The organism is Oceanisphaera marina (genome assembly GCF_014643915.1).
In the GTDB taxonomy this organism is placed as follows: Bacteria; Pseudomonadota; Gammaproteobacteria; order Enterobacterales; family Aeromonadaceae; genus Oceanimonas; species Oceanimonas marina.
On record NZ_BMKE01000010.1, the window covers coordinates 32,390 to 57,760 of the forward strand.

The window sequence follows — 25,371 nt, forward strand, 5'->3', positions numbered from 1 at the left end:
CATGGGCAACGCAAGCAGCAAGGGCAGCCGAAACGATTTGCAAACACATAACTTACAAAAAATTAGGGTGCGCTATGAATAAAGGTGTATGGGGACTGCTGGCCTTGTTATTGCTCAGCCTGAGTGCCAGGGCCGACGAGATCAGCTTTCGTTTAAAGGGCCTGAAAGGCGATTTAAAAGACAATACCCGTATTTACCTGGATCAGCTGCCGCCCATTGAGGCCGAGCAATTACCCCGTTTTCGCAAAGACATTCAAACGGCGGTGGTAACCAGCCTGCAAGCGCTGGGCTACTACAGCCCCGATATTGAAATTACCGTCAATAAAGACAAGCCAGAACAGGTGCTGGTCAATGTGAAGGCCGGTGAGCCGGTGCGCATTCGTGAGCTGAATATCAGCCTGGAGGGCGAGTCGCAAACCGACCCCCAGTTCGAATTGCTGCTCGGTCAACTTGGCTTGCAGCAAAACAATGTGTTTCAACACGACGTGTATGAAAAAACCAAGGCCAGTCTGCTGAGTCTGGCGCTGTCCCGTGGCTATTTTGATGCCCAGTATCAACATAATCAGGTGCTGGTGCACCCCCAGGAAAATGCCGCCGATGTGATCCTGGTGTTTGATTCCGGGCCGCGTTACAAGTTTGGTGAATTGCAGGTAGACAGCGATCGCCCCGTGGCTCGTTTGCTGGATCCTTTGGTCGATGTAAAACCGGGTGACCCCTATCAGGCCAACAAGATTTCACAACTGAGCCGTTCGCTGTCGAGCACCCAGTATTTTCGCCGGGTAGAAGTCTTGCCCATGGTAAGCGAAGCCGATGAAAATCATCAGATTCCGCTGGCGGTGGTGTTGCGAGCCAAAGCCGATAACGAAGTGGAAGTGGGGGTTGGCTTTTCAACCGATGAAGGCGCCAGAGTGTCATCCAACTGGGATAAACCCTGGATCAACAGCCTGGGCCACAGCCTGCAAACCAACCTCAAGGTATCTGCCCCCAAGCAGGATATTACCGTTGTTTACAAAATCCCCCGTGGCAACCCGTTGAATAACTATTACACGGTGCAGGGCGGCTACCAGATGCTGGATCAGGACGATACTGTCAGTGATCGTGTGGTGGCTTCGGTACACAGATGGGATAAAGACACCGACGATTGGACACGGGATGTATTTATTCGCAGCGAATTTGAATCCTATACCCAGGGCAAGCAGGAAGATGAAAGCTTCTTGCTGATCCCCGGAGTGACTTACAGCCGTACTCGCGTCAGAGGCGGGCTGGATGCGACCTGGGGGGATGCGCAAACCGCGACCCTGGAGCTGTCGGAACCCTGGTGGGGATCGGATACCCGCTTTATTCGACTGTTTGGCCGCAGTAAATGGCTGCGCACCGTCGGCGAAGGCCAGCGCGTTATTGCCCGGGCCGAACAGGGCGCGGTGTGGGTAGATGAAATCAATGAACTGCCACCGTCGCTGCGCTTTTTTACCGGTGGTGACGTCACGGTACGTGGTTTCAGCTATCAGTCGATTACCCCGGTTGATGAAAACGGCGATCGTCTGGGCGCCAAGTACGCCACTGCATTAAGCATGGAATACGATTACAAAGTGGCACAAAAATGGCGGCTGGCCACCTTTGTGGATACGGGGACCGCCACCAACGATTACACCGAAGCCTGGAAAGTGGGTACCGGGGTGGGGGTGCGTTGGCAAACACCGGTGGGGCCGGTGCGACTTGATCTGGCATTTGGGGTATCGGAAGACCAGGTTCCCATGCGCATTCACTTTACTCTGGGGCCTGATTTATGATGCTGACCCGAATTCTGTCCGGCCTGGTCGTCGGGGTGTGCTTAGTGCTGATGCTGGTGTTCAGCCTGCTGTTTACGCATGTTGGCAACCAGTGGCTGTGGGGTATGGCCAAGCAACAGCTGGCGGGCCTGAGTGGCACCATGGAGTCGGGCCAGCTGGGCCAGGGCTGGCACTTTAGCGAATTGAGCTACGAGCAAGACTCGCTGGCTTTTTCGGCGCGCGACATCACTCTGGAATGGCAATTGGGCAAGCTGCTCGATCGTCGTTTATGGCTGCAACAACTGGTGGCCGAAGACATAGAAGTGACCATCAAGCACTTTCCCGAGGCCAAAGAAGAGCAAGCGACCGAGCCGCTGGCCGAGTTCACTCCTGCGGTGCGCATCGATCTGGACGATATTCGTGCCAACCGAGTCAAAATCTCTCTGCCCGGACAAACCATTGCCTGGCAAAGCCTGCAGGTAGCCATGCATTGGGATGCCGAGGGCATGGTGGTCACCGGGCCCGATATGAGCGGCCTGACCATCACGCTGAACGCCAACGATCAGGCACCGACTGCAGATAAACAGCCCGCGAAGGCCGAGCAAACGCCGCTGGTATTGCCCGAAGTCGTGCTGCCATTTCCCATCAAGTTGCAGGGCTTTAGCCTGACCGACAGCCAGTTGATTCAACATGGGCAGACCCAGGCGCTGCATGCCCTGAATCTGGAGCTGGAAGCCAAGGGCAGCACCATTAATATAATCAAGGCAGAACTGGATCATGAGCTGGCGCTGCTGAAGCTGGGCGGCGATGTGACTCTGACCGGTGACTACCCGCTGGACTTGGCACTGAATGCCAAGGTGCGCAAACCCCTGATGGACGGTCAGCTCAATGGCCAGACGCTGGCGCTGACGCTTTCCGACAGCCTGGCCAGACTCAAGGGTAAACTATTACTGGACGGCGTCCTCAAGGCCAATGCCTCGTTAATGGCCGAACCTCTCAATCCAAAACTGCCGTTTGATGTTGCTGTGAACTGGCAGCAGTTGGGCTGGCCGTTCAAGGACCCGCAATGGCGACTGGAACAGGGCAAGCTGAGCCTGAAAGGTCGGCTGGAAGATTATCGCCTGACCCTGAACAGTGAAGCCCACGGGCCAGACCTGCCGCCGGTAGGCATAACACTGGCGGCCACCGGTGATTTGAAGGGGGCCACGATTGAGCCGCTGGCCCTGATGCTGCCCAAGGGTGAAGCCAATATAGAAGGCAAGCTGAGCTGGGCCAACGGCATCAACTGGCAAGGGCTGCTGGCGCTGACCGATGTGGATCCCGGTGCCTTTGTGGCGGGTATGGATGGCAAGCTGAACGGCAGGCTGGATACCCGCTTTGTACTGCAGGGGGAACAATGGCAACTGAATGCCGATCCGGATATTCGCGGCGTGCTGCGCGATTATCCGTTGTCGCTCAAAGGCCAGGTTACCCTGAACCAGGCCCTGCAAGGCAGCGTTAACGATTTGCTGCTGACCAATGGCGATAATACACTCACGGTGAATGGCGAAATCACCGATAGCTGGCAACTCGATGGCGTGCTGTCGGCCCCTAATCTGGCGGTATACGCCCCTGGTTTATACGGTGATCTGGCCGGAAATATTCAGGTGCGCGGTGCCCTGAAAGCGCCGGCAATCAAGGCCAATCTCAACGGCAGAAAAGCCGGTTTCAACGACAATGAAGCCCGCGATATTCGTCTGCAGGCCAATGCGACGCTGGGCGAAAACATGAAAGGCGATCTGCGCTTTACCATAGATCGCATTCGTTCGGGCGAAATGACCATCGACAAGCTGCAACTGACCGGCTCGGGCAACCAGGCTTCGCACCGGCTCGACCTGACCTTTAATGGCGATCCCCTGGCGGCCGAACTTGGCTTGACCGGCAGCCTGAACAAGGACGGCTGGCGCGGACGTTTGAGTAAAGGGCAGCTCGACACACCGCTGGAGCGCTGGACCTTACAGCAGGATCTGGTGATGACGGTGAAAGATGCGCGGCTGCAGGCGCAACCTCATTGCTGGAGCTCACGCAGAGCCTCTTTGTGTTTTGATGCCATTGACGCGGGCGCCAAGCGCGGTGTTGCCGGGCTTGATATTCGCGATCTGAACATGGCGCGGCTCAAGCCTTTCTTTCCCACCGATTTTTCATGGGAAGCTGTGCTGAATGGCCGAGTCAAGGTTGAATGGAGCGGCGGCACGCCCAAGCTGAATGCCAACATCAGCACCACGCCGGGCACCTTTGTCAGTGGCGATACGCGGTTGAGCTATCAAACCCTGTCACTGACCAGCGAGATGGCCGATAACCGGCTGCAATCGGCGTTGACCTTCCGTTCGATTCAGCTGGGACAACTGAATGTGAATGCCAATGTGGCCGATTTGAAAGGCCGACGGGCGCTTAGCGGTAACCTGAATATCGATCAGCTCAAGCTGGACTGGCTGGCTCCGCTGTTGCCGGAAGTGGCACGGCTGCAAGGCACCCTGGCCGGCCAGGCGCGACTGGAAGGGACTCTGGCCGCTCCCTTGCTGTTTGGTAACATCAGCCTTAATGGTGGCGAAGTAGATACCTATTCCGACATGGTGAAGGTGCGAGACCTTACCACTCGCCTCGATATCAGAGGCACCAATGCCACCATTAACGGTCAGCTCAAGGTGGGCGGCGGGCCGTTGAATATCAGCGGTGAGCTTGACTGGCGCGAGCTGCCGGTGAGTGGCGAAATTCGTCTCAAGGGCAGTGAGCTGGAAGCCGGTTACCCGGGCATGGGCCGGGTGCGCGTCAGTCCGGATCTGCAGATTACCCTGGGCGAAGAGCCCAAGATCCGTGGCGACATTGTTATTCCCTGGGCGCGCATTGCAGTTAAAGAGCTGCCAGAAAGTGCCGTGGGGCTGTCGTCGGATGTGGTCATCGTACAGCCCTCGGGCATGATTCCCGAAACTGCCGCCCCCAAATTGCCGGTGGATATCCGCATTAATGTGATCATCACCGAAGATGTGCGGCTGGAAGCCTTTGGTCTGGATACCCGGCTGGAGGGCAAGTTGCGCCTGGTGCAGCGGCCAAACCGGACCATGCGGGCCAACGGAGAAATCCGGCTGGTTGACGGCAAGTTCAAGGCCTACGGCCAGAATCTGCTGATCCGGGAAGGCAGCATTTTATTCAGCGGCCTGCTGGATGTGCCCAATCTCAAGGTAGAAGCCATTCGCAATCCGTCCAGTATGTCCGACAGCACTATTATCGCCGGGGTCAGGGTGACGGGGACCGCCAATCAGCCCGAGCTCAAGGTGTTCTCGGAGCCGGACATGCCTCAGGCTGAGCAGCTGTCCTATCTGCTGCGTGGCCGTGGGCTGGATGGCAGTGGTGAAACCGACGGTAACGCCCTGGTGCAGTCCATGCTGCTGGGGGCGGGTGTCAGCAGGGTGGGCGGTTTGGTCACCAACGTGGGCGAAGCGCTGGGTCTGCAGGATGTGTCGGTGGATACCGGCGGCAGCGGTGAAAGCACCGAAGTGAACATCAGCGCCTATGTACTGCCCGGCCTGCAAATTGGTTATGGTGTAGGGGTGTTCTCTTCGATTGGTGAATTGCGTTTGCGCTACGAACTGTTGCCCCGTTTGTATTTGCAGGCGGCCAGTGGCTTGAACCAGGCGATAGATCTGTTTTATCGGTTTGAGTTTTAGTCTGGTAATAAGTGAAGAGAAATGGGTGAAGAGGAGGAGATAATACCCAAGCCAGGTCTGCAGGCTTGGGACTGGCTTGTTCTTTTTACCCTTCCCCCTTTACCCATCACCAAATTGCTGTGGCAGAATCTGCCGGTAACCGACGTCTGATTCATGCTTTTTGCGCAGACCTTGGGTAAAGTAGCGGCTTGTGAATTTGCCCGGCAGTCGAGTATAAGCCCCATTATGATGTCTTCGTCCTTACAACAACAGGAACGGCTGGCCCATGCCATGTTGGCTTGCATGGCGGTGTATGCCCTGTTGGCGATGCATTTGTATCTGCCGCATTTGTTTGGCATCGGTCTGCAACTGCCCTTTAACGTGATTGGCTGGTTTTTTATCGGGCTAATGACGACCCTGGGGTTGTGGCATTGGCAGCGTCGACGTTTGCTGACCAGTCGTTTCTGGCTGGGAATGGTGATGGCCAGCGCTCTGTTGTGGCTTCCCTTTTTCTATCTGCACAATAACTCGGTGGCCGGCCATGCGTTGCCACGCATGCTGGCGCTGTGTGGTGGCCTGTTGTTTTATCTGGCGTTGCAGCAGTGTCGCTTTAATGCGCTGGGGCGCCGCTATTTACTGTATTGTTTGCTGGGGGCGGTGAGCGTAGAAATTCTGCTGGGGCTGGCGCAATTCTTTGTCTTGCAACCGGACAACTGGTTTGGCTACAACACCGAAGTACGCTCGCCCTACGGTATTTTTCAGCATCGCAATGTTATGGCCAGCTTTGTGGCCACGGGCATGGTACTGGCCATTTATCTGTGGCTGCACGAAGACAAAACGTCCACCCGCTGGTTTTTGCTCAAGTCGATGTGGTTTGCCAGCGTGCTGGGGGCCGGCGCCATTCTGGTGGTGTTGTTGCAGTCGCGGGCTGGGCAGCTTGGGCTTTTGCTTGGCCTGCTGTTGTTGCAACCCCTGTTGTGGCAAACCCTGATTAAAACCCGCTCCAAGCGCTTGCTGGCCAGCCTGTTGCTGATCCCCGTTGGCATTGTGTTGGGCGTGTTCGGGCTGGATGCCTTCGACATGAGCAAGCGCAGCCTGAGTATTTATACCGAAGCCGATGGCCGGTTCGATATCTATGCCCACGGCCTGCGCATGTTGCTGGACAAGCCCTGGTTTGGCTTCGGTTATGGCAGTTTTGAGTCGGCCTTTTATCGTACTTACGCTACCTGGCGTGAGCTAACGCCGGGCGCCAAGCCCTTGTTCACCGAAATGGGTCATCCGCATAACGAGTTTTTATTGTGGGCCATAGAAGGAGGCGTGGTGCCCTTGCTGGGGCTGGTTGTCATGACTGGCCTGGTGTTGCGGCTGTTTTATCGGTTGCCGATAGTCCAGAGTCTGGCCTGGATAGGGGTGTTAACGCCTATTTTTATTCACAGCCAAACCGAGTTTCCCTTTTATCATTCGTTGCCGCACTGGTTTATGGTGCTGGTGCTGATTTACGTGATTGATGCGCAATATGGTCAGCGCCGCCTGCTGGGAGTGCCGCCCTCCTGGAGTCGGTGGCCGGTAAGAGCCTGGGGCATTTGCCTGATGCTGTTTATGGCCTCGGGGCTGTATGCCGGCCAGCAACTGACCCGTTATGCGCAAAACGACGACCATACCGAGGCCGAGTTGCAGGCAGTGATCAATCCCTTGATCTGGTATGACAGAACCGCTTTTTATCGCCATCACTGGCAATTGACCCATGCCTTGTTGAATCAGGATCAGGCGCAGCTGCTGGATTATGCCGCCTGGGCGCGGCGCTTTGTGATACATACCCCGAGGGCCGGAGTGTATTACAACGCCTATCTGGCGCTGGGCAGTGCCGGGCACGAAGATGAAGCCCAGCAACTGTTGGGGGAGGCGCGGCGCCTGTATCCCAATGTGCAGTTATTGCGCAGCACCCGCATTCAAGATGCCAGAAATCATCTTGGCGAGTTAACGCCGAATATGACCGCCGCCGAGCTGAATGATGCCATTCCGCTCTACGATCATTTACGCCCGGCCATTGGTGGTGCCTATTAATGGCAGGCCACCTGCGCCATGGTTAATAAGCAACCAGTAAACGTTGCTGTACCTGTTCAACCGAGCCAAGGGTTTCAACCTGCACCGCATCTTGCTGCCAGTCGATTCGTTGCCCGGTGCTGGCATAAAGTTGTTCGCTCAGGCTGTCGGGAGTGGCATTGGGGGCCAGCTCGGCACGGCGACCACCGGGCAGATAAATGGCGCCGGTGGCAAAGTCGACGGCAAAGGCCACCACACCCGGCACAATAAAGAACAACAGCCCCACGCCATTGGCGATGGCGACCACAGGATCGATACGCCCGCTGATCTGGCCTTTGCGCTCGGGATAAAAAACGGTGCCACAGGCCGCCAGCTGGGTGGTCAGCGTACTTGCCAGCAACAGTGCCAGTACTTTTTTCTTGGATCCTGCCATGACGATGATTCCTAAAGGTGAGTGTGAATACAGTGTACTCGATGGTGGTATTGTTTGAATCTGCTTTTGCCCTGTTATGACACGGGCTGGCGTGAGAGGATTGGCGGTTAACAGCAAAAGGCGGGGGCTGGCCCTGTTGGTTACTTTTTTAATCAATGACTTGTGGAAGTAGCTGCGTTTTTTTGGTGGCGAACAAGGCTATAATGGTCAAAGTTGTCGCCCAGGGGGCGGTTTGGCGATGTATATTCAAGGAGATCAGTAATGGCAGAAGAAACCATTTTCAGCAAGATTATCCGTAAGGAAGTTCCTACCGAGATTCTGTATCAAGACGAGCTGGTCACGGCATTTCGCGACATTGCGCCACATGCTCCCACTCATATCCTGATTATTCCCAACGTCTTGATCCCCACCGTCAATGACGTGGAAGCCGAGCACGAACTGGCACTGGGCCGACTGTTTACCGTGGCTCGCAAGCTGGCGGCCGACGCCGGCATCAGCGAAAGCGGTTATCGGCTGATCATGAACTGTAATCGTGATAGCGGCCAGGAGGTGTACCACATTCACATGCACTTGCTGGGTGGCCGTCCATTGGGGCCCCTTTTGGCTAAATAACTCGGCCAACAATAATAAGTCGACTCACTGGATGAGCAAACAAGGAAGCTTATGAACGCATTTCGCTTAACATTCATGCTGGCGGCCTCGGTCGCCCTGGCCGCCTGTAGTATGCCAAACCCGTATTCTTCGCAACCGGCACCGGTGCGAACGTCCGGCTCCAGCCAGCCCAGTCAGCCAATGCCGCCCAGCCAGCCGCTGCCGCCTCCGGTAACACAGCCGCCGGTGATCGAGATGCCAAGTGCACCTCCGGCACCGATCCCTGAAGTGCGTAACGCCAGTTTAGAACGCCTGGTGGATGGATTGTCGGCCAAGCTGAAAAACAGCGCGGCGCTCAATGAAGTGGCAGGCCCTGTGTTGCTGGATAATATTCGCAATCAGGCGGGCAGTCCGGTAGATACCAGTGGCCTGACCGCACGGCTGCGATCCAGCCTGAGTGGCCAGTTGAACTTTGCCGACGGTGCCAAAGTCAGCAGCCTGCGCCAGCAGCTGGCTTATCAGGGTGGCCGTGCCGACATGGCCGCCCTGGTGCGCCTGGGCAAGCAAAGTGGCGCCGACTATTTATTGTCGACCGAGCTGACCCGCAGTGGCAGCAACATGAAGTTGCAGGGGCAATTAATGGAGTTGGCGAGCGGCGAGTTGCTCTGGTCCGATAGCGTGAGTGGACGATAATTCACTGCTTGGCTTGCTGCCCTCGCAGTTCAGGGGGCAGCTAACGCCTTTGGAGGGGGGCTATACCAATCGTTGCTGGCGGCTAAAGGCGGCCAGTGGCGTTTATTGGTTACGCCTTGGCAGCCCTCATGCCCGGTTGTTGGGGATTAACCGAGAGCATGAGCTGCTTGCCCACCAGGCCGCAGCCAGCGCGGGCCTGGCACCCAAGGTGCGTTTTGCCGAGCCTGAACGAGGCATTTTATTGTTGGACTGGATTGCCGAGCATGACTGGCGGCAAGCCCCTGGCGATATGAATGCCCTGATGCACAAAGTGGCTCGCCTGCATCGGCTTGAGGCCGCATTACCCCTATTAGACATCTGCGCCCAGGCGGCGCATTATTGCCAACAACTACGGCCACTGGCGCCCGAGCTTGCCTGTTATCTGCCTTATTTTGCCCAACCTGCCTTGAACCTGCCATTTCAGCCGGTACTGTGTCATCACGACATTAACGCCGCCAATGTGCTGGGCGATCGCCCCTGGCTGCTGGACTGGGAATACGCAGCATCGGGTGATGCGGCCTTTGAGCTGGCGGTGATAGCCGATAGCTTTAGTTTGGATGAGGCACAGCAACAGGCCATGCGGCTGGCGTATAACCGGGCGGGAGGCAGGGTAAGCGAGCTGCATTTTCAGGCGCGTTTACCTTGGGTACAATGGCTGACGGCATTATGGGCGGCACTGCAATATCAACAAACGGCCAGGCCTGAGTATCTCGACATGCAGCAACAGGCACTGACCAAACTGATGACCTTGGTGAAGGGTAAAGAGTAAAGGGTGAAGGGTGAAGGGTGAAGGGTGAAGGGTAAAGGGTGAAGAGGACGGCATAACAACAGCCTCATTTTTGTAACGGATTCCGTGGCGAAGAGGTTTTGTAAGAGATTTCGGTGTTGGGTCAGGTTTATCCCTTCACTCTTGACGCTTCACACCTCACGGATTTTAAATATGTACCGCTATGCGGCGGCAATAGGAGTGGCAATGGGCCCCTTTATTCTTGATGTAAACAGCTATGAGCTAGACGGCGAAGAACGGGAGTTGCTGGCGCACCCTGCGGTGGGTGGCGTGATTTTCTTTAGTCGCAACTATCACGACCGGGGCCAGCTAAGTGCCCTGGTCAAGGCCATTCGCGCCGTTAAACCGGGCCTGTTGATTACCGTGGATCATGAAGGCGGGCGGGTGCAGCGCTTTCGTGATGGTTTTTTTCCGCTTCCTGCTCCTGGCCGGTTGGCGCAGTACTCGGGCTCGGATAAAATAACCCTGCTGCAAGATGCCGGCTGGCTGATGGCAGCAGAGCTGTCAGCTCATGATATCGATCTCAGCTTTGCCCCTGTGCTGGATTTGGAGCGGGGCAGTGAAGTGATTGGCGATCGCAGTTTTGGCGCGGATCCCGATGCTGTAATTAACCATGCCCGTGCCTATATTCAGGGCATGCACAGCGCAGGCATGGCCGCAGTGGCCAAGCATTTTCCTGGTCATGGCAGCGTGCGTGCCGACTCCCATAAAGAAAGCCCTGTCGACTCCCGTGATTTCAACGATATTGCCCAGGCAGACATGGTGCCGTTCAAGACGCTGATTGGTGAAGGGCTGGTGCAGGGCATGATGCCGGCCCACGTGATTTATTCGGCGGTAGACGCTCAACCCGCCGGTTTTTCGGCGTTCTGGCTTAAGCAGATATTGCGCCAGCAACTGGGTTTCAATGGTTTGATTTTTAGTGACGATTTGACCATGGAAGGAGCGGCCGTGGCAGGCAGCTATGCCGAGCGAGCCCATTGTGCCTTGCAGGCCGGGTGCGACTTGTTGCTGGCCTGTAATCACAGGGCGGGGGCCGTGGAAATTATTGATGCCTTGCCCCACGATGTGCAGCGTGATGTGTCCAGCCTGCAATCGCGCAACCGTGCCGCCGGCAACGACCTGTATCGCAGCCGTCGCTGGCAGGAAGCCAGCGAACGCATGCGCCGGCTGGTGGATGCATAATCCCGTATAAATATAATGATCCATAGTTAGTTTTATGTGAAGATAAAGTTGTGACTCCGGTTACAACTTTGTTGGTGATCTTCTTTTTTTGTATCAGGCCAAGAGCGTTCGGTTATGGCTATTGCCCTCCCATCACGGGTAGGGAACAGCAAGAGTGCATGAACAAGTGCCATAGCCGCAGGCTTTTTTATTTTGTTTAAGGGTCAAATTAATGACAAAGATTATCGTAGTAGGTGGCGGTGCCGGCGGACTGGAGCTGGTGACCAAACTGGGCCGGAAACTGGGCCGCAAGGGCAAGGCCGACGTCACACTGGTAGACAGAAACCGCACCCATTTATGGAAACCGCTGTTGCACGAAGTCGCCGCCGGCGCCATGGACTCGGGAATCGACAGCCTGAGCTATCGCTCCCATGCTCATAACCACGGCTTTGGCTTTCAGTTGGGCTCGTTAAGCAACATCGACCGTGAGAGCAAAACCATTACCCTGGCTCCCATGCTGGACGAAGCCGGCAAGCCGATGCTGGGCGAGCGTACTTTAGCGTACGATATTCTGGTGCTGGCCATTGGCTCTGTGTCCAACGACTTTGGTACCAAAGGCGTGAGCGATCATTGTATTTTTCTGGACCGCCCGCAGCAGGCCGAACACTTTCACGACGAGCTGATGAACCGCTTTATGCAGTTTGGTGAAGGCGAATTGTTGGATGATAAAGTGGATATCGCTATTGTGGGAGGCGGCGCCACCGGCGTTGAGTTATCTGCAGAGCTGTATAACGCGGTAGAGCACCTGGGTGCCTACGGGTTTAAAAACCTGAGCTCCGACTGCCTGCGCCTGACGCTGGTAGAAGCCGGTCCGCGTATTTTGCCCGCGCTGCCGGATCGTATTGCCGGCATGGCCCATAAAGAGCTGCGCAATCTGGGTGTAGATGTGCGTACCAACACCATGGTGGTGGAAGCCACAGACAAAGGCCTGGTCACCAAAGACGGCGAACTGATCCCGGCCACGCTGATGGTATGGGCTGCAGGCATCAAAGCCCCCAACTTCCTGAAAGACATTGGTGGTCTTGAAACCAACCGTATTAACCAGCTAACGGTGAAACCAACGCTGCAAACCAGCCGCGACGACAGCATTTTTGTGATCGGCGATTGCGCTCACTGCATGCAGGAAAACGGCAAGGCCGTGCCACCACGCGCCCAGTCTGCCCACCAGATGGCCAGCCTGGCCTATCGCAACATTCTGGCCCAGCTGAACAGCAAACCACTGAAAGACTATGTGTATAAAGACCATGGCTCTTTGGTTAACCTGAGCCGCTACACAACGGTGGGCTCGTTAATGGGTAACCTGATGCGCGGCACCATGATGGTGGAAGGCTTTTTTGCCCGCACCGTGTATGTGTCCTTGTACCGCATGCACCAGGTCGCCTTGCACGGCTATATACGTACCGGCCTGATGATGCTGGTGGGACGCATTAACCGTTTGCTGCGCCCAAGACTGAAACTGCATTAATTACGGTGAAGGGTAAAGAGTGAAGAGTGAACAGGAAAAGACAGACCAAGTCCACAGGTTTGGGGTTTAGTCTCGGTTTTCTGATTGTATCGTCCGCTTCACCTTTACACTTCACCCATCGCCGCGTTTCAGCACGCAGCTACAGAAAACCCCGCATCGAAAGGTGTGGGGTTTTTCTTTGATGCCGGTGGCTTAGCGCTTTTTTTTATTATTTTCGCGAGTCATAAATAAAAAGGTCAGGTACATTTTGGTGGGCAGTGACAACACCATGCCAACGGCGACACAGCCGGCACTCAGCAGAATACCTTTTACCCCCATGGTCTTGGTGATATCGCTGTAGTGCAGGTAAGCCCCAATCAAGATCAGTGAAAAGCCGGCGATCATCATTATTTTGAGTAGCAGGATCACTTTTTTATCGGTCATGTATCATCTCCAGCAAGGGAGTTGCATTAACCAAGCCTAGAGCAGAGATGCAGGCTTTTGTGTGATCGCGTTCTTGTTTTAAACCGCTGCTAAGTGGTGAAATGCCGTTTTAAGGTGCGCAGCGTCAGCGAGGATTTATCGTCAATGTTATAACTTAACCGACATTCTCATGTAAGGTTCGCCACTTTTGTAAAATCGCTCACCTTCTACCCGCATGCCAAAGCGGCGATAAAAGCCGATGGCCGACTCGCGTGCATCACACCAAAAATAATCCACCGCTTGCTGCTTTAGATGGGCAAAAATAGACTTCAGCACCGTTGTACCTATGCCTTGCCCCTGATATTCGGGCAAGGTGGCGTATTTACGCAACCGGGCACTCTCATCGTTAATAAATACCGAGGCCACGCACACCAGCAGTGGGCCAATAAAGGCGCCAAAGTGCAGACCCGCGTTGTCATTGTCGATGTGGCTGAACTCGGGCGGCCTGTCGGGCCACAGTACCCGATGACGCACCGCTATGGTTTGCTGCCAGTCAATCTGGCGGATTACAGCGTTTGATTCTGGCCCGTTCGGCGGCATCGCCGAGGAAGGAGCATTCATGTCTTTATTCCTTTATTTCTCATTGGCAGAGCAACATTGTCTATCATTCATATTTGACCGACACACCCAATAGCAGGTTTATTCTGTTTGCATCAATCACATCTTTAAGCAACACCGGAGCTACCATGAAAAACAAGATCCTGTTATCACTGACTACTCTGGCGTTTGCATTTACCGCGCATGCGGCCCAGGACCCGATTCCCGACATCATTTTTGTACCGGATAACGCCAGAGTTGTAGAGGCCGAAGAAAAATGGTTTGGCGGCTTTGAACTGGAAGCGGACATATCAAATGGCAGTCTGGCCAGCCTTGGCGAACAAGTAAAAGCCTTTTACACCAACAAGGGCTTTGAGCTTGATCGCGAACAAGCTGATGACGATGACATAGAGCTGTTGTTCATGAAAGAACAAGAGAGTGTGGAGGTGGACATCGAACTCGAGCATAACGAGATTATTGAATATAGCGTCGATTACGAAACCCGGTAATAGCGTCTGGCAGCCAATACCGGCGGGAAGGGAAACCTTCCCGTTTTTTGTTTTCTACAAGCCGCCTTGGTGACTTGATGCATAAGAGAGGTGTGCCGTTTATCAATGCATTACTTGATCCAAATCAATGTTACCTCTCAAATGCCTCTTTGTATGTATTCAGCCTTGGCTATTAAAACTACAATGGCTCTAGCATTAATAAAATCTTGTATTTTAAAGTTTTTAACAGTGTTCGACCATCTTCGGCAAGGTACAAGGTATGTCAGACTTTCAGATTAATCTTTCCCGACGCCAGCTATTTACTCGTCGAAACGTGATAGACACGCCTGCATTACCCTGGGTAAAAGCCGCGCAATTTACCGATATGTGCACTCAATGTGGTGAGTGCATCAAGCACTGTCCCACTCATATTATTCAGCCATCCGACGGCGGCTTTCCGCGGGTCGATTTTCAACAGGGCGAGTGCACCTTTTGTTACCAGTGTGCCGATGCCTGTCCCGAGCCGTTATTTCTACCAAAAACCGAGCCGGCCTGGCAAGCAAAGGCCGTGATTGAAGACAGCTGCCTGGCCAAACAAAACGTGGATTGCCGAAGCTGCGGTGACAGCTGCGAACCCTTTGCCATTAGCTTCAAGCTGGCGGTGGGCCGAGTGGCACAGCCACAAATAGACATCAATAGCTGCATCGGGTGTGGCGCCTGCGTGTCGGTGTGCCCCACCTCGGCCATTACCATCAAGAATACCTTTCAAGAGAGCACCCATGTCACTGAATGAAGTTCATATCTCAAGTTTGGTGGTGCACGCCGTGCCCCAACATTTAAACGCCATCAAACGCCAGATTGAAGCATTTGATGGCGCAGAAATTTATGGTGAAAGCGCCGCAGGAAAGTTGGTGGTGGTGATAGAAACTCAGAATCAGGGCTATATCACCGACACCATAGATGCGATTAATCAGCTTGACCACGTATTAAGCACCGCACTGGTTTTTCATCAAATCGAGAGTGACCTTGATGATGAAGTCAGTACCGTAGAGCAATAACGCCGGATTCGACGCTTAAGGATGCACTATGAAGATGACTCGACGCGCGTTTGTGAAAGCAAATGCAGCCGCCTCAGCCGCCGCCGTGGCAGGGATTACGCTCCCTGCTTCTGCAACCAACCTGATTGTCAGTTCTGATGAAACCGCCATTAAATGGGACAAGGCTCCCTGCCGCTTTTGTGGTACCGGTTGTTCTGTGCTGGTGGGAACCCAGCAAGGCCGCGTGGTGGCCACCCAGGGCGATCCGGAGGCGCCGGTGAACAAGGGCCTCAACTGCATCAAGGGCTATTTTTTGTCGAAAATCATGTACGGCAAAGATCGCCTGACCACGCCTTTGCTGCGCATGAAAAACGGTCAATATCATAAAGACGGCGATTTTGAACCCGTCTCCTGGGATCGGGCCTTTGACGTGATGGCCGAGAAGTTCAAAAAAGCCCTCAAGGAAAAAGGCCCCACCAGTGTGGGCATGTTTGGCTCTGGCCAGTGGACGGTGATGGAAGGCTATGCGGCATCCAAACTGATGAAGGCCGGCTTTCGTTCCAACAACCTCGACCCCAACGCGCGCCACTGCATGGCCTCGGCCGTGGTGGGCTTTATGCGTACCTTTGGCATTGATGAGCCCATGGGCTGCTATGACGACTTTGAGCATGCCGACTCTTTCGTGCTGTGGGGCTCGAATATGGCGGAAATGCATCCGGTACTGTGGACGCGCATCACCGACCGCCGGTTAAGCTATTCCCACGTTAAAGTGAACGTGCTGTCTACCTACTATCACCGCAGCTTCGAGCTGGCCGACCGCGGCATGATCTTCCACCCGCAATCCGATCTGGCCATTGCCAACTTTATTGCCAACTACATCATCGAAAACGAGGCGGTGAATTGGGATTTCGTTGATAAGCATACCCATTTCAAACAGGCCACCACCGATATTGGCTACGGCCTGCGCGATGATGACCCCTTGCAGGTGAGCGCCAAGAACCCCAACTCCGGCGATATGTCCGACATTTCGTTTGAGGAATATAAAGCCTCGGTCGCGCCTTACACAGTTGAAAAAGCCGCCGAAATGTCCGGTGTGCTGCCAGAGGATTTGATTGCACTGGCCAAACAATACGCGGATCCCGACACCAAGGTGATGTCACTGTGGACCATGGGCATGAACCAGCATACCCGTGGCGTGTGGATGCAAAGTCTGGTGTACAATCTGCACCTGCTCACCGGTAAAATTTCCGAGCCGGGTAACAGCCCCTTCTCGTTAACCGGCCAGCCTTCTGCCTGTGGTACGGCTCGTGAAGTCGGTACTTTCTCGCACCGTCTGCCGGCCGATTTGCTGGTGGCCAATCCGGAACATCGCAAGATTGCCGAGAAAATCTGGAAGCTGCCCGCCGGCACCATTCCGGAAAAGCCGGGCTTTCATGCGGTATTGCAAGATCGCATGCTCAACGACGGCAAGCTGAATGCCTATTGGGTGATGTGCAACAACAACATGCAAGCGGGCCCCAATATCAACACCGAGCGAATGCCGGGTTATCGCCACCCCGACAACTTCATCGTGTGCTCAGACCCGTATCCCACGGTGACCGCGCAGGCCTCGGATCTGATCCTGCCCACCGCCATGTGGGTAGAAAAAGAAGGCGCCTATGGTAATGCCGAACGTCGCACCCAGGCCTGGTATCAGCAAGTGTCGCCGGTGGAAGGGGCGAGATCTGATCTGTGGCAAATCATGGAATTCGCCAAGCGCTTCAATATTGAAGAAGTGTGGGATGACACCCTGATGGCCCAGGTACCGGAGTTACGGGGCAAAACAATGTATGACGTTTTGTTTGCCAACGGCAATGTAGACAAATATCCCCTTGAAGAAGCCCAGGATCTGAACGATGACGCACGGTCTGCCGGTTTCTACGTACAAAAAGGCCTGTTTGAAGAATATGCCGAATTTGGTCGTGGCCACGGCCACGATCTGGCCCCCTACGATGTGTACCACCAGGTGCGCGGTTTACGTTGGCCGGTGGTGGATGGCAAAGAAACCTTGTGGCGTTTCAACCCGCAATATGACCCTTATGCTACCCGCGAAGGGTGGGACTTTTACGGCAAGCCCGATGGCAAGGCGTTGATAATTTCCGCCCCCTATGAAGCGCCACCCGAAGTGCCCGGTGACGAATACGACCTCTGGTTGTGTACCGGCCGAGTGCTGGAGCACTGGCATACCGGCACCATGACCCGCCGCGTGCCCGAGCTGTACAAGGCCGTGCCCGATGCTCATTGCTATCTTCATCCCGATGATGCCGAAGCGCGTAATCTACGCCGCGGAGACGAAGTGCTGATCCAGTCTCCGCGCGGTGAAGTGCGGGTGCGGGTAGAAACCCGTGGCCGTAACCGACCGCCAAAAGGCCTGGTATTCGTGCCCTTCTTTGATGCCCGCATTCTGGTCAACAAGTTGATTCTGGATGCGACCGATCCGCTATCCAAACAGACGGACTATAAAAAGTGCCCGGTGAAAATCACCAAAATCGCCAGCGTGTAGGGTTGCGAGTGTATCAGTTTTTACTCAGGTAACAGGGCCGTTAGACCGACGGTCACCCAATGCAACAAGCTGCGATGGGGTGGCCAACAAAGAATGGAGAGGTTATGAAAAAAATCATCATGGCATTGCTGGCAGCCAGTGCGCTGCTTATGGGGGCAGTACAAGCAGAGCAGCCAACCAACGCCCCTGCGGCTAATAACCCGGGCGGCATTGGCGGTGTTGGCTCGTTACGGGGCATCAGCGAGATAGAAACCACGCGCTCGGCAGACGACTTCAAGCGTTTTCCCAGAGATCATCATCTTGACTCCAGCTATGTGTATCAACCCCCGCTGGTCCCCCATAGCATTCGTAACTATGAGGTGTCGTTAAACGCCAACAAATGCCTCTCTTGCCATAGCTGGAAAAACGCCAAGGAAATGGGCGCCACCAAAATCAGCGTGACTCACTATGTGAATCGTCAGGAACAGGTGCTGTCGGATGTGTCGCCCCGTCGTTACTTCTGTTTGCAGTGCCATGTGCCTCAGGCCGACGCCAAACCTCTGGTTGAGAACACCTTTCAGAGCGTCGATTCATTACGCTAGTGAAACGCGATTCAAGAGTGAGAGCCATGAAATTATTAAAAAGATTCTGGAAGCGTTTATCCACCCCCAGCAAGGCCGCGGCAGGGGTAGTCCTGTTCATGGGCTTTATTGGCGGCTTGCTGTTCTGGGGGGCCTTTAATACCGGTATGGAAGCCACCAACACAGAGCAGTTCTGTTCCAGCTGCCACGAACCCATCGTAAAAGAGATCCGTGAAACCATTCACTACTCCAACCGTTCGGGGGTGCGAGCCATCTGTTCCGATTGCCATGTGCCTCATAACTGGACCGATAAAATCGTGCGCAAGGTACAGGCATCCAAAGAGTTGGCCTTTCATTTTATCGGCACCATAGATACCGAGGAAAAATTCAAGGCACGCCGTGGTCATCTGGCGCACCGCGAGTGGCAACGGATGAAAGAAAACAACTCGCAAGAGTGTCGTAACTGTCATCAGTTCGACTACATGGACTTCTCGGAGCAAGGCCCGCGCGCCGTAAGCCAACACTCCACCGCATTGGCGGGGGGCGAGAAAACCTGCGTTGATTGCCACAAGGGGATTGCCCACAAACTGCCGGACATGAGTGACGTGGCGGGTTGGCAATAAGCGCCTGAACCGGAACAAGAGGGGAAGTGAATGAGTACCTTGGAATACGTTATCTGGCATATCCTGGGTTATGCCACCATACCGGTGATTATCATCGCCGGTTTTATTGCCGTCGCCGCCGTGTGTATTGGCATTTTGTCGGTCACCAAAGACAAGCAGCTTGATTAATACCAAACAGACTAAATAACTGATCTATTTGGTTGTTCTACAAAAGGTCGGACAAAGTGCCCGCTCCCCCGACTCGCCGTGGATCCCTCCCTGGAGGCTCAGCCGCGCCATCCGTGGCGCGGATGGTCGGCTGAGCAGATCCCTTTGTCCTTCTTGATGCACCGGCGTTGGCTGTTAGCGCCGTCTACAGACAACTCGATGCTCGAGAAGAGGCAACAGAGATCGACTCCCACGACCGTGAAATGCCATGGACGGCATTTCCCGAGCCCTCAGGGATGAGTTCATGGCGTGTCGTGGAAGGCGACTGTGTTGCCTCTGAGCTCGGGTTTAAAAATGATCAGATCTTTATTCAAATTGGTATAACAGCAAAAGCGGGAAGGGCGACCTTCCCGCTTTTATTTTGCAGGTAAATGCTTACTCATATATTTCGCCCAAGGCATAAATATGTCGGGCACTGTACCAGACAGAAGCAGGTTTTATGATCTGTAACCCTTTAATGTTTGCCAGCATTGCTAAGCTTGTTCCAGCTGACTGTTTCTCTTGTTGAGGGTGTAGTGATGACCACAGATATCGACATTAAACACCATGGGGCCGTATTGGGTGTCACCGGCTCGTGTCATGAGTTGCGGGTAGGTGACTCAGGTATATTGATTGATTGCGGCTTGTTTCAGGGGACGGATTTTCGAGAAGACCTGGATATCGACTTTGAGATTGAGCATATTCGCGCACTGGTGGTCACCCATGTGCACGTGGATCATGTGGGACGCATTCCGTATTTGCTGATCGCCGGCTTTAAAGGCCCCATTTTTTGCACCGAGCCCTCGGCTCAGTTGCTGCCCGCCATGCTGGAAGATGCGCTCAAATTTAATGACAAATACAGCAAGCAGCAGGACAAGCAGATATTAAGGCAGATGGAGCGCCAGATCAGGCCGCTCCCTTATGAGCAATGGCAGTCGCTGCTGGGCACTGACATCAGGTTTCGATTTCAGCACGCAGGGCATATTTTAGGCTCGGCCTATGTGGAGTGTGAGGCGGCAGGCCAGCGGGTCATTTTTAGTGGCGACATAGGCGCACCAAACTCGCCATTAATTATCGAAACCACGCCGCCGCCACCTTGCGATGTGCTGGTACTGGAAAGTACCTATGGCGACAGGGATCATCAAAGTCGGGTCGATCGACGCTTGCGCCTGAAGGCGTTAGTGGAGCAGTGCTTTGCCGACGGCGGCACTGTCTTGATACCCGCGTTTAGTCTGGGGCGCACCCAGGACTTACTGTATGAACTGGAGGGCATCATTCACGACTTTGGCCAGGATCTGGCGGCACCTGGCATACCCTGGAACAAGCTGGACATTATCCTCGACTCGCCGCTGGCAGCCAAGCTGACGGATTTGTATCGCAGTTTAAAATCTTACTGGAACGAAGAAGCGCGGGACCTGCTCAAACAAGGCCGCCAGCCGTTGGCCTTTGATCAGTTGATTATCGTGGACAGCCATGAAGATCACCTGATATGCGTGGAAAAAATCGTCAATTCAAGCAAACCCGCTGTGGTCATCGCCGGCTCCGGTATGTGTGCCGGGGGGCGTGTGGTCAACTACCTGAAAGAGCTGTTGGGTGATCCGCACAACGACATTATTTTTGTTGGCTTTCAGGCAGAGGACACCCCGGGGCGAGTGATTGTAGAAAGCGGCCCGCGTTTTGGCGAGCCTGAACAGGCAGATAGGTTTGCCTGGGTAGAGCTGGACGATGAACGGTTCGAGATCAACGCCCAGATACATAAAATGAACGGCTACTCGGCCCACGGCGGACAAACGGATTTAATCAATTTTGCGATGGCGATAGACCCTCACCCCAGGCAAATTCGCCTGGTGCATGGCGAAACCGACGCCAAGCTCGCCCTGCAGGCCAGGCTGCAAGAAAAAATGCCCGGGGTTGAGGTGATCATCCCCTTCACGGAAGATGCCGAGTAGAACACCGCGTAGCAAGACTATATATCACCTAGCAACGGGTGGTCATATTAGGTGTGCCATGACACAGCGACGCGGTTTGTGAAAAATAGACGATACTTAATACTCAGGAATATTGACTACCCTTGGATATGACTATCATCAACAGGAGGTACTGTATGGCTGAATGGATTGTAGTGGCTGATGCTTCAAAAGCCGTTGTTTATCTGCAAGACAGGCTTGAAGGCGTGTTTGAAGAGGTGATGGACCTTGCCCATCCGGAAGCGCGCCTCAAAGCGAGTGATCTTGTCAGCGACGTGCAGACAATACCGGAGAAAAGCGACCCCCGTCATACCGAAAACCAACGCTTCGCCCGTGACCTCATCGGCCGGATTCGTCATGCCCTGGACACCAACGAAATTCGGGGTTTCTATCTGTCGGCACCGCCCCAGTTTCTCGGTTTACTGCGCGAAGCCATGGACGATCGTTTGCGCAAGGCGCTGTACAAGGACCTCGATAAAAACCTGAGTGGACTCTCTCATCGCGAGATAGTCGCCGCCTTCGCCTGAATCGGTAATCAAACCCTGATGCTACTCCAACAGCCTAAACTCACACTGGTGGGGTTAGGTTCGAGTCATCAAGCTAGGTGAATGTACGGAACGACCCGCAGAGCCGGCCACTACAGGTTGACTTTAATTTAGAGATTCAAATAGGGGACAGATCATGAAAAAGACGGCATCAGCTCACTGGGAAGGCGATCTTAAAAAAGGCAAGGGCACTATCTCGACTCAGAGCGGCGCTCTGCAAGACAATCCCTACGGTTTTAATACCCGTTTTGAAGGTGCGCCGGGCACCAACCCGGAGGAGTTGATTGGTGCGGCCCATGCCGGTTGCTTCTCGATGGCGTTTTCCATGCTGCTGGGCCAGGAAGGCTTTACCCCGGACAGCATTGACACCAAGGCCACGGTGACGCTGGAAGAGCAAAGCGATGGGTTTGCCGTGACTGGCGTGCATCTGGAAATGACGGCGCGTATTCCCGGTATCGATCAGGCCCGGTTCGATGAGATAGCCGGTAAAGCCAAGCTGGGTTGCCCCATATCCAAACTACTTAATGCAAACATTACGCTGGATGCCAAGCTGCAGAGCTGAGCAAGAGCAAAGGGTGCCTCAAAGGCACCCGTTTTATCTTATACCAATCTAAGTAAAAATATGATCGATTTTAAAGCTCGGAACGAAAGGCAACAGAATCACCTCCCGCGACACGCCATAAACCCATCCGTGGGGGCTCGGGAAATGCCATCCCTGGCATTGTCACGGTCGTGGGAGCCGAACTCTGTTGCCTCTCCTTAAGCACCGAGTTGTCTGCAAGGCGTTCCCACAGGCGACGCCGCAGCACAGGGGCGGATGAAGGGGTCTACTCAAGCGACCATCACATGACAGGACGTCATGTGCTGAGCGTCGCAGGGATGCGGTTCAGCGTGTCGGTGGAGTAGCCCCTTCGTTCGACCTTTACAGGGTAGCTAAATAGATCAGTTAGTTTTCCAGATTTGTATTACTTGGTTGGCATCAGCGTAATTTCGCGTATATCGCATCTTGGATTGGCAGAAATGGCATATACCACTGCATCCGCGACATCGCTGGGATCTAGCTTGTCCGGTTTGGCTTCATCAAAAAAGGGCGTGTTGACCATGCCCGGGCAGATGGTGGTGCAGCGACCGTTCCACTCAGCCATTTCGGCGGCCAGATTCTGACCAAATCCGTAAGCAAACCATTTAGAGGCACCATACACAGAGCCTTTCAGGGTTACCTTGCCGGCAATGGAGCTGGTAATAATAAAGTGCCCCCGGGTTTCTTTTAACGAGGCCAGGCTGGCTTTGGCAGTAAACAACAACGCATTGATATTAACATCCAGCATGGTTTTCCATTCATCTGGATTGCCATTTTCGATACCTGGAGCGTTAACACCGGTACCCGCATTGGCGAACACCACATCAATTCTGCCAAATGTTTGTCTGGCCTTTTCCACCACGTTTTTTATCTCATCCAGCTTTGATACATCTGCCGTGACCGCCAACACCTTGTCTTCTCCCCAGCGCTTGACGATGGCATTGAGCTTGTCGGTACTTCTCGCGGTGATCACGGCTTTGTGACCCGCTTCTATTACCTTATCGACGGTGGCTGCCCCTATGCCGCTGGAGGCGCCGGTAATCAGTACGATTTTTTCGTTGCTCATGATGTTTGCTCCTCATTCAGTGCGGTTTTACCCGTTCACTTAGGTGAAAGTGCGCCGATGACGTCAGGTATATCATCCGTATTTTGGCTCGGTCAATTATTCAGCCTACTTATCTAAAATAGCCGAGATAGGCACTCATGCTAAAAACGGGCGAGATAACATGTAGGCTTGTGAGTTACCCGTCATGCTGTCTTTGATATTGGTATGACAGTCAGGTAAAGGGCACTACTCATTCGACACGCCTTAACCCCATTTATGAGGCTCAGATGGCGCCACTACAGTTTGAGTGCCACAGGGAGTGTGCTTGAGCGAGTTGGAGCAGTAGACCTATTGTCCGATGATTTATCGCAGCCATCGGGCATGGCTTTCCTTTGCGCTTTTCCTCCATCAAAGCCCCCCGTTTTCCGCTATAATGCCGCTTCATTTTTTAGCCCTGTGCGCGGCATCGTTATCTTCGACGGTTCAGCGGCCGTGAGTTGACGGCTTTCCCGGTATTTTCTTTTTTATTGCAACATGACATTTCAAGATGGTATTTCAACATGATCGGATTTGACTACGGTACATCGAACTGTGCGGTTGGCGTGATGGCACAAAACAGCCCGCAGCTTTTATCTTTGGGCGAGCATGGTCGCTACATCTCGTCCACCCTGTATGCACCGAGTCGAGATGTGATTGTTAACTGGCTACACAAACACCTGCCCCTGGCAGAGCAGCCGGCATTTCAGCGCCAGCGGCAGCGTCAGTTGCAAAAAGGGCAGGGCGCGTTACGCGAGCTGGTACTGGACGGCTACCCCACCGAACTGTCGTTTGGCCAGCAAGCGCTAAACGATTACCTGCAAGAGCCGGACGAAGGTTATTACATTAAATCCCCCAAATCCTTTCTGGGGGCCACCGGCCTGCTGCCACAACAAGTAGAGCTGTTTGAAGACATAGTGGCGGCCATGATGAGCAATGTAAAAACGCTGACCGAAGCCGCACTGGGGCGAAGTGTGAGTCAGGCAGTGATTGGCCGGCCCATCAACTTTCAGGGGTTACGGGGGGAAGAAAGCAATCGTCAGGCCATCAACATCTTGACCAATGCCGCCAGACGGGTGGGCTTTAAAGAGGTGGAGTTTCAGTTTGAGCCGGTGGCCGCCGGGTTTGAATATGAAGCCAGCCTGACCACCGAGACCCGCGTGCTGGTGGTCGACATTGGCGGCGGAACTACCGATTGCTCCATGTTGCTGATGGGACCCAAACAAGCGGCCCTGACCGATAGAACCGCACATTTACTCAGCCACAGCGGTGAGCGGGTGGGGGGCAATGACTTTGATATTGCCTTCGCGCTAAAGGGCATCATGCCCAGCTTTGGTCTGGACAGCCTGCTGAAAACCGGCAAGCCGGTGCCCGCCAACAGCTATGCGCAAGCGGTGTCCATCAACAACATTCATAATCAGACCGAATTTTACAGCGCGGCTAATAAGCGCCTGTTAGAGCAGCTGATCCGTGATGCAGAGCAGCCCGAGCTGTTAACCCGCCTGTTAACCGTGCAGAAAAACAAACTCAGTTATCGAGTCGTCAACGCCGCCGAGCAAAGCAAGATTGCCTTGACCGATCATACCGAGCAGTTGGTCGACCTGTCCGATATCGACAAGGGCCTGGCCGTCAACCTGAACAGAGACGGCTTTGCCAAGGCCTGTCACCGTGAACTGAGCGCCATCACCGCGCTGATGACGGATGCCATTGCTCAGGCAGGCTGTCAGCCAGACGTGGTCTTTGTTACCGGCGGTACCGCCAAGTCACCGGTACTGAATCAGTTCTTGCAGCAGCATTTTCAAGATACGCCGATCGTGATCGGTGACCACTTTGGCAGCGTCACCGCCGGCTTGACCCGTTGGGCTAACACCATTTATGGACCGCTTAAAACAAAATAATTCTGCAACGCTTCTTTGTTAAGAGGGTCACGGAACGCACGGAAAAATTAAGATGAGATGAGGGCGAAAAGTGCCAAGGGCACCTTATTGGTAAGGGCTTGGTCTTACCCATTAACTGTTTTTCAGACTTGAGCTCTATTT

23 protein-coding genes are annotated in these 25,371 nt (G+C 54.2%); 19 read left to right on the top strand and 4 right to left on the bottom strand.

The annotated features are described in order from the left end of the window. Positions 1 to 74: 74 nt before the first annotated feature. The 3 genes from tamA (at position 75) to IEW52_RS07625 (ending at position 7,516) form a co-directional block, all read left to right on the top strand. Positions 75 to 1,790 carry an autotransporter assembly complex protein TamA gene (tamA, locus tag IEW52_RS07615; RefSeq protein WP_229667845.1) on the top strand — a complete coding sequence of 572 codons (1,716 nt, stop codon included), beginning with the start codon at positions 75 to 77 and terminating at the stop codon, positions 1,788 to 1,790. Beyond that, a complete protein-coding gene (tamB, locus tag IEW52_RS07620; RefSeq protein WP_188629471.1) occupies positions 1,787 to 5,473 on the top strand; it encodes an autotransporter assembly complex protein TamB in 3,687 nt (1,228 codons plus the stop codon). The genes tamA and tamB overlap by 4 nt, the downstream gene beginning before the upstream one ends. Before the next feature lie 225 nt (positions 5,474 to 5,698). Next, positions 5,699 to 7,516, top strand: a complete 1,818-nt coding sequence (locus tag IEW52_RS07625; protein ID WP_188629472.1) for a PglL family O-oligosaccharyltransferase — start codon at positions 5,699 to 5,701, stop codon at positions 7,514 to 7,516. Positions 7,517 to 7,538: 22 nt separating this feature from the next. On the opposite strand, the gene IEW52_RS07630 is transcribed toward IEW52_RS07625, so the two are convergent. Then, positions 7,539 to 7,928, bottom strand: coding sequence for a hypothetical protein (locus IEW52_RS07630; protein ID WP_188629473.1), 390 nt, complete (start codon positions 7,926 to 7,928; stop codon positions 7,539 to 7,541). Positions 7,929 to 8,189: 261 nt separating this feature from the next. On the opposite strand from IEW52_RS07630, the gene hinT reads away from it, so the two are divergent. The 5 genes from hinT to IEW52_RS07655 all read left to right on the top strand — a co-directional run bounded on the left by hinT (position 8,190) and on the right by IEW52_RS07655 (position 12,724). After that, on the top strand, positions 8,190 to 8,540 hold the full coding sequence (gene hinT, locus IEW52_RS07635) for a purine nucleoside phosphoramidase (RefSeq protein WP_188629474.1): 351 nt from the start codon (positions 8,190 to 8,192) through the stop codon (positions 8,538 to 8,540). Between the two features lie 51 nt (positions 8,541 to 8,591). Further along, positions 8,592 to 9,212, top strand: coding sequence for an LpoB-related protein (locus tag IEW52_RS07640; RefSeq protein ID WP_188629475.1), 621 nt, complete (start codon positions 8,592 to 8,594; stop codon positions 9,210 to 9,212). After that, positions 9,202 to 10,020, top strand: coding sequence for a choline kinase family protein (locus tag IEW52_RS07645; protein WP_188629476.1), 819 nt, complete (start codon positions 9,202 to 9,204; stop codon positions 10,018 to 10,020). The genes IEW52_RS07640 and IEW52_RS07645 overlap by 11 nt, the downstream gene beginning before the upstream one ends. Positions 10,021 to 10,191: 171 nt before the next feature. Next, on the top strand, positions 10,192 to 11,220 hold the full coding sequence (gene nagZ / locus IEW52_RS07650; RefSeq protein WP_229667846.1) for a beta-N-acetylhexosaminidase: 1,029 nt from the start codon (positions 10,192 to 10,194) through the stop codon (positions 11,218 to 11,220). A gap of 211 nt (positions 11,221 to 11,431) precedes the next feature. Further along, positions 11,432 to 12,724, top strand: a complete 1,293-nt coding sequence (locus IEW52_RS07655) for an NAD(P)/FAD-dependent oxidoreductase (RefSeq protein WP_188629477.1) — start codon at positions 11,432 to 11,434, stop codon at positions 12,722 to 12,724. Positions 12,725 to 12,916: 192 nt separating this feature from the next. Here IEW52_RS07655 and IEW52_RS07660 read toward each other — a convergent pair whose 3' ends face one another. Both IEW52_RS07660 and IEW52_RS07665 read right to left on the bottom strand, forming a co-directional pair. Next, positions 12,917 to 13,147 (bottom strand): hypothetical protein, encoded by a 231-nt coding sequence (locus tag IEW52_RS07660; RefSeq protein ID WP_188629478.1) that lies wholly within the window; start codon positions 13,145 to 13,147, stop codon positions 12,917 to 12,919. Positions 13,148 to 13,294: 147 nt separating this feature from the next. Beyond that, a complete protein-coding gene (locus tag IEW52_RS07665) occupies positions 13,295 to 13,747 on the bottom strand; it encodes a GNAT family N-acetyltransferase (RefSeq protein WP_229667847.1) in 453 nt (150 codons plus the stop codon). A gap of 125 nt (positions 13,748 to 13,872) precedes the next feature. On the opposite strand from IEW52_RS07665, the gene IEW52_RS07670 reads away from it, so the two are divergent. The 10 genes from IEW52_RS07670 to IEW52_RS07715 all read left to right on the top strand — a co-directional run bounded on the left by IEW52_RS07670 (position 13,873) and on the right by IEW52_RS07715 (position 22,233). Next, positions 13,873 to 14,232 carry a hypothetical protein gene (locus tag IEW52_RS07670; RefSeq protein ID WP_188629479.1) on the top strand — a complete coding sequence of 120 codons (360 nt, stop codon included), beginning with the start codon at positions 13,873 to 13,875 and terminating at the stop codon, positions 14,230 to 14,232. Between the two features lie 259 nt (positions 14,233 to 14,491). After that, a complete protein-coding gene (napF, locus tag IEW52_RS07675) occupies positions 14,492 to 15,004 on the top strand; it encodes a ferredoxin-type protein NapF (RefSeq protein WP_188629480.1) in 513 nt (170 codons plus the stop codon). After that, on the top strand, positions 14,991 to 15,269 hold the full coding sequence (locus tag IEW52_RS07680; RefSeq protein WP_188629481.1) for a chaperone NapD: 279 nt from the start codon (positions 14,991 to 14,993) through the stop codon (positions 15,267 to 15,269). The genes napF and IEW52_RS07680 overlap by 14 nt, the downstream gene beginning before the upstream one ends. A gap of 28 nt (positions 15,270 to 15,297) precedes the next feature. Beyond that, the gene (gene napA, locus IEW52_RS07685) at positions 15,298 to 17,790 is read left to right on the top strand and encodes a periplasmic nitrate reductase subunit alpha (protein WP_188629482.1); all 2,493 of its coding nucleotides are present in this window, start codon (positions 15,298 to 15,300) and stop codon (positions 17,788 to 17,790) included. A 104-nt stretch (positions 17,791 to 17,894) separates the two neighbouring features. Next, positions 17,895 to 18,371 carry a nitrate reductase cytochrome c-type subunit gene (locus IEW52_RS07690; protein ID WP_188629483.1) on the top strand — a complete coding sequence of 159 codons (477 nt, stop codon included), beginning with the start codon at positions 17,895 to 17,897 and terminating at the stop codon, positions 18,369 to 18,371. Positions 18,372 to 18,397: 26 nt separating this feature from the next. After that, positions 18,398 to 18,973: a NapC/NirT family cytochrome c gene (locus tag IEW52_RS07695; RefSeq protein ID WP_188629484.1), complete on the top strand. Its 576-nt coding sequence runs from the start codon at positions 18,398 to 18,400 to the stop codon at positions 18,971 to 18,973. A 30-nt stretch (positions 18,974 to 19,003) separates the two neighbouring features. Next, a complete protein-coding gene (locus tag IEW52_RS07700; RefSeq protein WP_188629485.1) occupies positions 19,004 to 19,141 on the top strand; it encodes a TIGR02808 family protein in 138 nt (45 codons plus the stop codon). A 557-nt stretch (positions 19,142 to 19,698) separates the two neighbouring features. Next, complete coding sequence (locus tag IEW52_RS07705; protein WP_188629486.1) at positions 19,699 to 21,108, top strand: MBL fold metallo-hydrolase; 1,410 nt, start codon at positions 19,699 to 19,701, stop codon at positions 21,106 to 21,108. 155 nt (positions 21,109 to 21,263) lie between these two features. Beyond that, positions 21,264 to 21,653, top strand: a complete 390-nt coding sequence (locus tag IEW52_RS07710) for a host attachment protein (protein ID WP_188629487.1) — start codon at positions 21,264 to 21,266, stop codon at positions 21,651 to 21,653. 154 nt (positions 21,654 to 21,807) lie between these two features. Continuing rightward, positions 21,808 to 22,233: an OsmC family protein gene (locus IEW52_RS07715; protein ID WP_188629488.1), complete on the top strand. Its 426-nt coding sequence runs from the start codon at positions 21,808 to 21,810 to the stop codon at positions 22,231 to 22,233. Positions 22,234 to 22,636: 403 nt separating this feature from the next. Here the strand turns inward: IEW52_RS07715 and IEW52_RS07720 are convergent, their stop codons facing one another. Next, positions 22,637 to 23,317: an SDR family oxidoreductase gene (locus tag IEW52_RS07720; protein ID WP_188629489.1), complete on the bottom strand. Its 681-nt coding sequence runs from the start codon at positions 23,315 to 23,317 to the stop codon at positions 22,637 to 22,639. A gap of 539 nt (positions 23,318 to 23,856) precedes the next feature. Between IEW52_RS07720 and yegD the strand changes: the two genes are divergently transcribed. Continuing rightward, positions 23,857 to 25,230 (top strand): molecular chaperone, encoded by a 1,374-nt coding sequence (yegD, locus tag IEW52_RS07725; protein WP_188629490.1) that lies wholly within the window; start codon positions 23,857 to 23,859, stop codon positions 25,228 to 25,230. Positions 25,231 to 25,371: the final 141 nt, after the last annotated feature.

Coding starts and splice junctions, on each gene's coding strand:
- IEW52_RS07660 (WP_188629478.1), bottom strand. CDS start 13,147: ATGACCGATAAAAAAGTGATCCTGCTACTCAAAATAATGATGATCGCC.
- IEW52_RS07720 (WP_188629489.1), bottom strand. CDS start 23,317: ATGAGCAACGAAAAAATCGTACTGATTACCGGCGCCTCCAGCGGCATA.
- IEW52_RS07655 (WP_188629477.1), top strand. CDS start 11,432: ATGACAAAGATTATCGTAGTAGGTGGCGGTGCCGGCGGACTGGAGCTG.
- yegD (WP_188629490.1), top strand. CDS start 23,857: ATGATCGGATTTGACTACGGTACATCGAACTGTGCGGTTGGCGTGATG.
- hinT (WP_188629474.1), top strand. CDS start 8,190: ATGGCAGAAGAAACCATTTTCAGCAAGATTATCCGTAAGGAAGTTCCT.
- IEW52_RS07710 (WP_188629487.1), top strand. CDS start 21,264: ATGGCTGAATGGATTGTAGTGGCTGATGCTTCAAAAGCCGTTGTTTAT.
- IEW52_RS07625 (WP_188629472.1), top strand. CDS start 5,699: ATGATGTCTTCGTCCTTACAACAACAGGAACGGCTGGCCCATGCCATG.
- IEW52_RS07680 (WP_188629481.1), top strand. CDS start 14,991: ATGTCACTGAATGAAGTTCATATCTCAAGTTTGGTGGTGCACGCCGTG.
- napF (WP_188629480.1), top strand. CDS start 14,492: ATGTCAGACTTTCAGATTAATCTTTCCCGACGCCAGCTATTTACTCGT.
- IEW52_RS07700 (WP_188629485.1), top strand. CDS start 19,004: ATGAGTACCTTGGAATACGTTATCTGGCATATCCTGGGTTATGCCACC.
- nagZ (WP_229667846.1), top strand. CDS start 10,192: ATGTACCGCTATGCGGCGGCAATAGGAGTGGCAATGGGCCCCTTTATT.
- IEW52_RS07630 (WP_188629473.1), bottom strand. CDS start 7,928: ATGGCAGGATCCAAGAAAAAAGTACTGGCACTGTTGCTGGCAAGTACG.
- IEW52_RS07670 (WP_188629479.1), top strand. CDS start 13,873: ATGAAAAACAAGATCCTGTTATCACTGACTACTCTGGCGTTTGCATTT.
- tamA (WP_229667845.1), top strand. CDS start 75: ATGAATAAAGGTGTATGGGGACTGCTGGCCTTGTTATTGCTCAGCCTG.
- IEW52_RS07715 (WP_188629488.1), top strand. CDS start 21,808: ATGAAAAAGACGGCATCAGCTCACTGGGAAGGCGATCTTAAAAAAGGC.
- tamB (WP_188629471.1), top strand. CDS start 1,787: ATGATGCTGACCCGAATTCTGTCCGGCCTGGTCGTCGGGGTGTGCTTA.
- IEW52_RS07690 (WP_188629483.1), top strand. CDS start 17,895: ATGAAAAAAATCATCATGGCATTGCTGGCAGCCAGTGCGCTGCTTATG.
- IEW52_RS07665 (WP_229667847.1), bottom strand. CDS start 13,747: ATGAATGCTCCTTCCTCGGCGATGCCGCCGAACGGGCCAGAATCAAAC.
- napA (WP_188629482.1), top strand. CDS start 15,298: ATGAAGATGACTCGACGCGCGTTTGTGAAAGCAAATGCAGCCGCCTCA.
- IEW52_RS07695 (WP_188629484.1), top strand. CDS start 18,398: ATGAAATTATTAAAAAGATTCTGGAAGCGTTTATCCACCCCCAGCAAG.
- IEW52_RS07705 (WP_188629486.1), top strand. CDS start 19,699: ATGACCACAGATATCGACATTAAACACCATGGGGCCGTATTGGGTGTC.
- IEW52_RS07640 (WP_188629475.1), top strand. CDS start 8,592: ATGAACGCATTTCGCTTAACATTCATGCTGGCGGCCTCGGTCGCCCTG.